This is a genomic window from Azorhizobium doebereinerae UFLA1-100 (assembly GCF_000473085.1).
GTDB classification, from domain to species: Bacteria; Pseudomonadota; Alphaproteobacteria; order Rhizobiales; family Xanthobacteraceae; genus Azorhizobium; species Azorhizobium doebereinerae.
On record NZ_AXBA01000068.1, the window covers coordinates 1 to 6,988 of the forward strand.

Consider the following 6,988-nt stretch of genomic DNA (forward strand, 5'->3'; position numbering starts at 1 on the left):
CGAAGGCATCGAGCACCACCTCAAGCTGGACGGTGGAGGTGGCGAGCCCGAATGCCTGGACCTTGGACACCGCCACCATGTCGCCGCGCGGGCGGAAGGTCATGCCGCGGGCCTTGGCATCGAGCACGAGGGCGGGCTGAAGATCGGTGGTGCCGACGAACACCGCGCGCAGCTGCACCAGCGCCGGCAGGCCCGCCAGCGCATCGGAGCCCTCGGCCGCGCTGAGGGTCAGCGGCTGCCAGGTGGTGGCGCTGCTGGGCTTGATCTCCCAGGTCAGCGCCGTGCCGCCGGGCGCCCAGCCGCCGTGGAGCAGGCGCAGCTCGGTCATGCCGTTCTCCAGCGTCAGCGGCGCGAACTCCACCACCGTGCGCGGGGCGGCGAAGGTCGCCGCCTTGATGCGCATGGCGAAGTCCACCTCGGTGGAGACCTGGCTCCAGGCGCCATCGGTGCAGGTGAAGCGGCTGCCCTGGGCGTATCTGTTGCCGGAGACGGTCTCCAGCGCATGATTGCCGGTGGTGACCGTTGCCCAGGCATAGCGCTTGCCGCTCTCCAGCAGGCTCGGGCGCAGATTGAACGTCACCCAGCCCGTGGCGAGGCTGGAGGCGGCCAGCGTGGCGGTGGCGATCACCTGGTCGAGGCGCGGCTGGCCGGTCTCGTCGCAGGCGCAGACGAACAGATGCACATCGCCGGAGGAGCCGACGCGGGTAAAAGACAGGTCGATGGAGGTAAGGATCATGGGCTGGGCACAGAGCCACGTCTGGCCGTAGATGGAGCCGTTCACCCCATAGCTCTCGGTCACATAGTCCCAATAGGTCTCGTTGACGGTGCGGGTGACGATCCGGCGCACGGCGCGGATCACATGCCCCGCCCATTCCAGGCCGTTGAGGATGGTGACCACCTCGAACGTCTCGCCATTGGCGGTGAACAGCTCACCGACGCTGTGGCCGGCGCTGTTGGCCCATTCCGCCTGGTTCTCGCAGACGGTGACGGTCTCGCCATACTCGATCACCTGGCGCGCGATCTCCCGGCGCACCGCTGTGGTCACCGTGTGGGTGAGCTGGGAGATGTTGGTGGAGCCGCCGTCGCCGGCCACCTCGATCCGCACCGCCTCCTCCCAGGCCGGCAGCAGCAGCGTGCCGGACATGCGCAGGGCGGAGGAGCCGGCATCCAGCAAGGCGAGCTGGCTGTCGCGTTCCGCCGCCCATGGGAAACGGATGCCCTCGCGCACCCGCGCCAGCCAGGTGGCATGGGCCTTGTCCCAGGCGTCGGATACGAGGCCGGCGTCATACCAATAGGCCCGCGCCTCGTCCGGCATGGCGATCTGGCGGCGCACATGGGCCACATCCCGCTTCAACTGGCGGATGATGGTGGGATGGGGGATGTCGGTGAGGCGCGAAGCGATGTTGGCGACGTCCGTCTCCAGCGTGGTGGTGCGGCGGACGGTGTTGGCCACCTCGCCCTCCAGCAGGGTGAGGCGCCCTTCCACCTCGGCGAGGCTCTTGAGGCGGGAGCCGTGGTCCAGCTCCACAGCGACGATGCCGGTGGGCGCCAGCTCGACGAAGGCAAGGCAGCACTGGTCGGCCGCCACGGAGGGCTTGAGCGGCGTCGGCGACGGCAGGCCCTGCTGGATCACCACCTCCACCGTGCGGCGCTCCACCTTCGGCACCGCCTGTTCCACGGTCTCGCCGGTCTCCGCGTCGGTCTCGATCATGCGCTGGGCGGTGACGGTCTGCGTCGCCCCGCGCAGCAGCAGGGCCACATAACGCCGGTCGCCGGTGACCAAAGGCAGGTGGACCTGGAGATTGATGTCGATGGCCTCGTCCGCCGCATAGACCAAGGCGCCCACGAACAGGCGGCCGGGGTTGAGGCGGATCTCGATGGAGGACGGCTGGGAGATGCTGAAGTCGGCCCAATGGTGGGCATAGTCGATGGCGCCGCCGACGATGTGGCCGTCGCCCTCGCGGGCAAACAGCGAGATGTTGCCGAAGTCCTCCGGCTCGGCCACTTCCGCCTGGGTGAAGCTGACGATCTTGGTCATGGGGGAGCCTTCAGAGCTTGCGGCGCGCCACGTAGGCGCCGAGGGAAAATGTGCCGTCGAGCGGCGGGCCATCGGCGAGCATCAGTTCGCGGGCGTGGCCGAAATCCACCCGGTACTCGGTCTCCGGCGCCTTGGCGGCGACGAGCGCCGCAAGGCAGCGGCGGCGGGGCTCGCGGCTCGGCGTCTTGAGGCGGGCGCGGCCCAGCACCGTGCGGCCGGCGACCAGGGCACGGGGCGGCCTTGTGGTGCGCACCCTCACCAGATAGCGGGCGAGCCAGGGCGGATGGCCGATGGGCGCGCGGCCGATGCGCGCCCGGTTCATGACGAAGCGGGCGGGATAGGCCACCGCATCGACCAGTTCGCCGTCCACATAGCCGAGGAAGGTCACCGCGCCCGGTCGCGTGCCCACCAGCCAGGCGGCACGGGGCGCCTCGGCGATCACCTGCCGGCGGCGCGCCTCGGGCCAGTCGGAGAACCACAGGCGCACGCCGTCATGGACAGCCAGCCAGGGCAGGAAGCGCAGCGGCGCCGAGGCGGGGTTCAGCGTCTCGCCCACCGGCACCGGCAAGGTGTCGGTCATGGCCTGGGCCAGCGCCTGCTCGAACGGGCGGGCATTGTCCGGCAGGAGGTCGGCGGCGGTGCTCATGGCGCCACCTCCGCGGTGAGCGCCACCTCGCCCAGGACCGGGATTACATAAGGCGCAGCGGGAATGTCCGCCGCCGGCTCGGTGAGATCCACCCGCTGGATCGAGAGCCCATAGGCCCGCCCGCTCAGGAAGACGCTGGGCACCTCGGCGCCGATGCGCATGCGCTCGGCCGCCGCCGCCGTGATGCGCGCCACCGCCTCCAACCGCACCGTCTCCGCATCCGGCCCTGCCGGCACCACCAGGCGCCCGCGCACCGCATAAGTCCGGCGCGTAGCCCGCAGGACCGAGACCGATGTGGCCTCCGGCTTCACCGAGGGAGCGGTGACCGCGGCGCGCACCACCGCCGTCTCCGCGTCCGTCGCATCGCGCCCGCCGGGGCCGGCGATGACGATGTCCGTATCGCCCCGCCGGCCATGGATCGCCCGGCCGATCACCGCCGCATGCAGCAGTTGCGGCCAGGCGGTGTAGGCCTCGAACAGATAGCGCTCGGCGCTGCCGGCGGCGGGCCGGGTGAAGGCGAGCAAATAGCGCAGCAGCAGGCGCTCATCGCTCTCCATCACCGCCGCATTGGTGTCGGTGGCGGGCGTGAGGATGAGGCGCTGGACGCCGATACGCGCCACCACGCTGTCGAGGTCGGTGCCCTTGGCGAGCGGTGCCAGGACGGCGCGCACCGCATCATTCACCCGCGCCCGATCCAGCAGCCGCAGATAGGACCAGGCCTGCGAGGCGATCACCGCCGGATCGGTCTCCAGCGCCCCCACGTCCCAGGCGGGCAAGCTGGGATCGATCAGCCGGGCCGCCTCCCAGGCTGCCTCGAAGCGGGCGACGAAGGCCGCCTGCAGCGTCTCGTAGTCGAGCGGCTCGATGGCGTCCGGCGCCGGCAGGCGCGAGAGGTCGATGACCTGGGTCATGCGATCCGCCGCGCGATCTGCTGGGCGAGCACGATGGGCGCGCCATAGCCGATGGGGATGGCCTTGCCGTAATCGCCGAACCGGCCTTCCGGGTAATAGGTCCCGGAATGGCGCAAGGCCAGGCTGCCCGCGCGGCCGGCATTGACGAACTGCAGCTCGGTGAGCCGGTATTCCGGCTCGAAGGTGTGGGCGGCCACCACCAGGTCCGCATAGATGCCGAGCGCGGTGGCGGGGCTCAGATCCTCGGCCAGCCAGGAGCGCAGCTCGGAGCCCACGGCCAGGCGCATCACCCGCTCGCGGAAGCGGGTGGTCCAGATCACCGCCAGGGACTGCTGGACATGCGCCCAGCCGGTCAGCACCTGCCCGGTGCGGCGGTCCAGTCCCGTGCGATAGCGCACCGCCTGCGCCATGGGTTCAAGCTCCTTTTGTAAGCCGGTTTCAGCGGCGGCGAGCGGGCTTGCCGGAAGCGCCGTCGTCCGCCGGTGTTTCGGCCGTGGTCGCGGTGTCGACCGCCGGCACCTCGGCCACCGCCTCGGGGTCGGCGGCAGAGCGGATCACGCCCGCCAGCAGCTCGCTGCGGGCCTCGAACTCGGTGAGGTGGATGGTGTCGCCGGGCTTCACCGCGCCCCCCGCCACCTTGGGGCCGGCGGCGTCGGTGACGATGAAGGGGAGCTTGGGGAGGTCGGGTGTCATGGGGAGCCTCAGACGGGGGGACCGGAAGTGCTGTCGCCGCCCATCACCTTGCCGTGCTTGTGCTCGGCGCCGATGGACTTGCCGTTGTGGGAGACGTCGCCGCCGGTGACGGTGAGGCCGGCGCCGTCGATCCGGACGCTGACGCCGCCGCTGGCGATCTCCACCGCACCGTCCGTGCGCGCGATGACCAAAGCGCCCACTTTCTCCACCACCGCATCCGCGGCGGCCGAGGGCGCCGGCTGCGCGCCGGAATAGGCATCGCGCACGGCAATGGAGGCCGAGCCCAAAGTGCCGGACGGGCTTTCCACCGTGACCAGATCGCCCACCCGCATAGGCGTGTGGGTGGCCAGAAACCCGTTCGCCGGTTCGCGCCAGGCGATCCAGGGCGAGAGCACCGGCTTGCCCGCGGCCGTGGCGCCGATCTTCACCCGGCAGCGGCGCCGGTCGGCGTCCACCTCGGCGGCCTCGCCCTTGAGCTTGGTGCTGGCGAGGCGGCGCTCGGTCTGGTTGATCTTCCGGTGCAGGCGCCGGATCTCCTGCTCAAGCAGCGCCATCGGCGCTCTCCTGGGCCAGCAGCGCCAGAACCTCGGGCGGGATCTGGTCGGGGAACTGCACGTCCGCGAAGGGCGCCGTGCCGGTGCCGTCCAGCTCGGTGACGGCGGGCCGGTCGGAGGCGAACAGGCTGCGGCCAAGATCCGCCACCACCTGCGTCCAGGTGACGGCGTAATAAGCCGCGCCCGCCGCCGCATCGCGCACGGTGAACATGGGCTTCAGCTCCGGCGCGGGATCGGCCTCCGGCGGCAGCACCAAGCCGAGCCCTCCAACGGCGCCCCAGGTCTGCGCGTCCGCATCCTCCAGGAGCGCGAGCAGCCGGTGGCCGATGGCCAGGCCCAGCGTCTCGCGCTCGACGCGCCGGCCGGCGATGACCGCATCCTCGGTCACCACGTAAGCGGCGAACTCCACCGCCAGCCCATAGCCGCCGTCCAGCAGCCGCCGGGCGCGGATGCGCGACCAGCCGATGGCGATGCCGGGGGCGGCCACCACGGATTTTGCGACCACGTCGGCAATGTCGATCTTGCCGGGATGGGACACCACCCTGACGCCGGGCATCAGTACGCCCACGCGGGCCACGACGGCCGCCTTAAGCGCCTGGACCGGATCGGCTGCGATGAGATCGGCCAGAGGCAAGGGTGCGATGGGAGCGGGCGCGATCATGCCAGCAGCCCGCCGAAAAGGTCGGTCACCAGGTCAAGGATCTCGGTGCGATTGTCGTCCGACAGGCCGATGAAGGGCCGCGCCGGGACCGTGACCTGTTTGGCCAGCATCAGGTTGCCGCCGGCCATGAAGGCCAGCGCCTTGGCCGTCTTGGGCTTGATGACCGCGCCATCCTGGTGGACATGGGCATATTGCCAGGAGGCGCCCCACTCGGCCTCATCGGACGACGAGGTCCAGGCCACCGAGCCCAGCAGGTGCTGGCCGGTCTCCAGCAGGATCGAGCTGCCGTTATGATTGGGCGCCCAGGGTGTTCCATCGGGCGCGGTCTTCTCGCTCTCGATCCGCCGCCGGGTCTGGCTCTCGCCCATGGCGCCGATCATCGACATGAGCTCGGTGCCGTCGAAGCGGGCCAGCGCCATGAGCTTGGCGACCACCGGGCCGAAGTCGGCGGCATCCACGGTGAGGGAAATGCCGGCGCTCATGACCGGCCCCCGAAACTGGCGCGGGAGAAGATGCGCGGCGGCACGTCGATGACGACGCCGTTGGGCCCGATCTCGCCGGCCGCGTCCGCATCCGTGGGCGCGGGCACGGCGGTGCCGGGGAGGATGGCGAGCGCGCCCTTGCCGGAGGCGATGGCCTCCAGGCGCTTCACCGCATTCTCATAGCCCTCCTTCAGCCGGTCGCTGGAGCGGGCGAAGGACAGCGCCACCCGATAGAGTGCGATGTCCATGGTGTAGACCGCGAGGATCTCGGCCGAGCCTTCGTCCACGGCGCCAAGATCGGCGGGCGTGTAGCGGGCCTGGAGGATGCTGCGTACCTCCACCGAGGCATCGCGCAAGGCCGCATCCACGCGACCATCATCCCGCAGGCCGGTGGTCTCGTCCGCCGCGAGCAGCGTCAGTTCCGCCGGATGCCGGGCGGCCAACTGGTCGAGCGTGGCGAAGGGGGCGGCCATGGGGATCTCCTCGGGATCGGAAGAGGACCGGGGCGGCGAACCGTCCCGGCCGGGGATGCCAAGGGGTGGCATCGTGGGACCATGGCAGGTGGGGGCTGGTGCCCGTGCTCAGGCCTCGGGAGTGGCCTCGGGCTGGGAAATGGGTCGGCGGTGGGGCGTGAGGGAGAGCGAGCTGTCGGAGCGCAGCATCTCGACCAGGGCCTCGGGCGTGAGGCCCTTGGCTTTTGCCGCGGCCTCGATCTCCGCTTCGCCCAGGTCCACCGGCTCCCGGCCGAACTGGAGGCCGGCTCGCCAGCGTGAGCCGCCCGGCGCGCGCACGCGCAGGCAGTCCTCGGTCTCTCCGGCCGTCTCCGGGCCGGCATCCTTCAGGGTGGGTGTGCGCGCCATTACAGGTCTCCCGTCACGCCGCCAGCTTCGGCGCGCGGACCAGCGTCACCAGATTGCGGTTGGTGTTGGTGGAGCCGTCGATGACCTCCTTCTCCAGGATGTCCTTGCCGGCGAAGAAATTGGTGTTGCCCACCACCAGATGG

General features: G+C 70.9%; 10 protein-coding genes. All 10 read right to left on the reverse strand.

What is annotated here, in order from left to right:
- Positions 1–2,038, reverse strand: a 2,038-nt coding sequence (locus YU1_RS0125060; RefSeq protein ID WP_029006397.1) for a hypothetical protein, incomplete at its 3' end; no start/stop codon positions are given.
- A 10-nt stretch (positions 2,039–2,048) separates the two neighbouring features.
- Positions 2,049–2,684 carry a phage tail protein I gene (locus YU1_RS0125065; protein WP_029006398.1) on the reverse strand — a complete coding sequence of 212 codons (636 nt, stop codon included), beginning with the start codon at positions 2,682–2,684 and terminating at the stop codon, positions 2,049–2,051.
- Positions 2,681–3,595: a baseplate assembly protein gene (locus YU1_RS0125070; protein WP_029006399.1), complete on the reverse strand. Its 915-nt coding sequence runs from the start codon at positions 3,593–3,595 to the stop codon at positions 2,681–2,683. Before YU1_RS0125070 ends, YU1_RS0125065 begins: the two co-directional genes overlap by 4 nt.
- The gene (locus YU1_RS0125075; protein WP_029006400.1) at positions 3,592–4,005 is read right to left on the reverse strand and encodes a GPW/gp25 family protein; all 414 of its coding nucleotides are present in this window, start codon (positions 4,003–4,005) and stop codon (positions 3,592–3,594) included. The genes YU1_RS0125070 and YU1_RS0125075 overlap by 4 nt, the downstream gene beginning before the upstream one ends.
- Before the next feature lie 28 nt (positions 4,006–4,033).
- Entirely contained in the window at positions 4,034–4,288 is a 255-nt protein-coding gene (locus YU1_RS0125080; RefSeq protein WP_029006401.1) for a hypothetical protein, read from the reverse strand.
- Between the two features lie 8 nt (positions 4,289–4,296).
- The gene (locus YU1_RS0125085) at positions 4,297–4,842 is read right to left on the reverse strand and encodes a phage baseplate assembly protein V (RefSeq protein ID WP_029006402.1); all 546 of its coding nucleotides are present in this window, start codon (positions 4,840–4,842) and stop codon (positions 4,297–4,299) included.
- Positions 4,829–5,503: a hypothetical protein gene (locus tag YU1_RS34135; RefSeq protein WP_029006403.1), complete on the reverse strand. Its 675-nt coding sequence runs from the start codon at positions 5,501–5,503 to the stop codon at positions 4,829–4,831. The genes YU1_RS0125085 and YU1_RS34135 overlap by 14 nt, the downstream gene beginning before the upstream one ends.
- Positions 5,500–5,985, reverse strand: a complete 486-nt coding sequence (locus YU1_RS31190; protein WP_035716707.1) for a phage virion morphogenesis protein — start codon at positions 5,983–5,985, stop codon at positions 5,500–5,502. The genes YU1_RS34135 and YU1_RS31190 overlap by 4 nt, the downstream gene beginning before the upstream one ends.
- A complete protein-coding gene (locus YU1_RS0125100; RefSeq protein WP_035716708.1) occupies positions 5,982–6,458 on the reverse strand; it encodes a gp436 family protein in 477 nt (158 codons plus the stop codon). Before YU1_RS0125100 ends, YU1_RS31190 begins: the two co-directional genes overlap by 4 nt.
- 108 nt (positions 6,459–6,566) lie before the next feature.
- On the reverse strand, positions 6,567–6,845 hold the full coding sequence (locus YU1_RS0125105) for a hypothetical protein (protein ID WP_029006405.1): 279 nt from the start codon (positions 6,843–6,845) through the stop codon (positions 6,567–6,569).
- Positions 6,846–6,988: the final 143 nt, after the last annotated feature.

Bases quoted from the DNA above. Each gene is read 5' to 3' on its own strand.
- YU1_RS0125065 (WP_029006398.1), bottom strand. From the start codon at position 2,684: ATGAGCACCGCCGCCGACCTCCTGCCGGACAATGCCCGCCCGTTCGAG.
- YU1_RS0125070 (WP_029006399.1), bottom strand. From the start codon at position 3,595: ATGACCCAGGTCATCGACCTCTCGCGCCTGCCGGCGCCGGACGCCATC.
- YU1_RS0125075 (WP_029006400.1), bottom strand. From the start codon at position 4,005: ATGGCGCAGGCGGTGCGCTATCGCACGGGACTGGACCGCCGCACCGGG.
- YU1_RS0125080 (WP_029006401.1), bottom strand. From the start codon at position 4,288: ATGACACCCGACCTCCCCAAGCTCCCCTTCATCGTCACCGACGCCGCC.
- YU1_RS0125085 (WP_029006402.1), bottom strand. From the start codon at position 4,842: ATGGCGCTGCTTGAGCAGGAGATCCGGCGCCTGCACCGGAAGATCAAC.
- YU1_RS34135 (WP_029006403.1), bottom strand. From the start codon at position 5,503: ATGATCGCGCCCGCTCCCATCGCACCCTTGCCTCTGGCCGATCTCATC.
- YU1_RS31190 (WP_035716707.1), bottom strand. From the start codon at position 5,985: ATGAGCGCCGGCATTTCCCTCACCGTGGATGCCGCCGACTTCGGCCCG.
- YU1_RS0125100 (WP_035716708.1), bottom strand. From the start codon at position 6,458: ATGGCCGCCCCCTTCGCCACGCTCGACCAGTTGGCCGCCCGGCATCCG.
- YU1_RS0125105 (WP_029006405.1), bottom strand. From the start codon at position 6,845: ATGGCGCGCACACCCACCCTGAAGGATGCCGGCCCGGAGACGGCCGGA.